Genomic DNA, 790 nt, shown 5'->3' with positions numbered 1-790 from the left:
CCGGAGCGGGATGACCCCAATCGCTGCGATGGTGGTACCGAGGAACGCATAGCCGCGTCTGCCGCAACGGGCGGCAACGGCCCAGACGCGAACCCAAGCACCGCCCTGCCCCGCGTGCTGATCAGCGGAGACTGCATGATGGGGTTTATGAAGTCTCTCACCGCGGCGGGGCTGCGCATCGTGGAGGAGTGGACCGCGCCCGACGGGCTCGTTCCGCCCACCGTCATCGGACAGGCGCCGAGCGTCCCGTCCGAGGACGGGCGCGTCGAGGTCTTGAGGGACTTCCTCGATCCGCTCCTCCAGGAGAAGGCGAACGCCGACTGGTACCGGCTGGCGGTCGAAGGAGGACTCTTCTCCGAGACCGACCGCAGGTTCCTGATCGCCCTCAGCCCCGGCCGGGACCGCCTCTCGCGATGGCACTGCGTCGAGCTGCAGAGCGAGTGGGACATCATGGGCAAGGGCGCTGACGGGCTGCTCGGCAGCGCCCCCTACCGGCCCGAGTTCAGCATGCTGTCGCTCGACGGGAACGTGCTGTGCTTCGCCACGACGTGGGAGCACGCGATCAGCACCTCGGTGCTGAAGGCGCCGCACCGTTCGCATGTCCTCCGCCACTGGGCGGAGGGGCTGACGGACGGCTCCATGGATGACATGGGCGATCCGAACGACCTGCCGCTGAGCGTGGCGGCACGCCGCTGGCTCGACCACCACTAGGATTTTGTCCGACTGATCACGTTCGGAGCCAGACAGCAAGGGCTGCCGCTATGGCGGTGCCGAGGAAGACGTAGCCGCG

At 68.2% G+C, this 790-nt stretch carries 1 protein-coding gene; it reads left to right on the top strand.

From position 1 onward, the window contains the following. The first annotated feature begins 147 nt into the window (after positions 1-147). Positions 148-711 carry a hypothetical protein gene (locus K7G60_RS38605; protein WP_225805632.1) on the top strand — a complete coding sequence of 188 codons (564 nt, stop codon included), beginning with the start codon at positions 148-150 and terminating at the stop codon, positions 709-711. Positions 712-790: the final 79 nt, after the last annotated feature.

This window comes from Streptomyces sp. NK15101, from assembly GCF_020400725.1.
In the GTDB taxonomy this organism is placed as follows: domain Bacteria; phylum Actinomycetota; class Actinomycetes; order Streptomycetales; family Streptomycetaceae; genus Streptomyces.
The sequence above is the reverse complement of the archived record's forward strand: the minus strand, read 5'-3'. Positions and strand labels throughout refer to the sequence as shown.

What these genes read in the sequence shown, in the direction of transcription:
- K7G60_RS38605 (WP_225805632.1), top strand. Translation starts at nt 148, where the DNA reads ATGAAGTCTCTCACCGCGGCGGGGCTGCGCATCGTGGAGGAGTGGACC.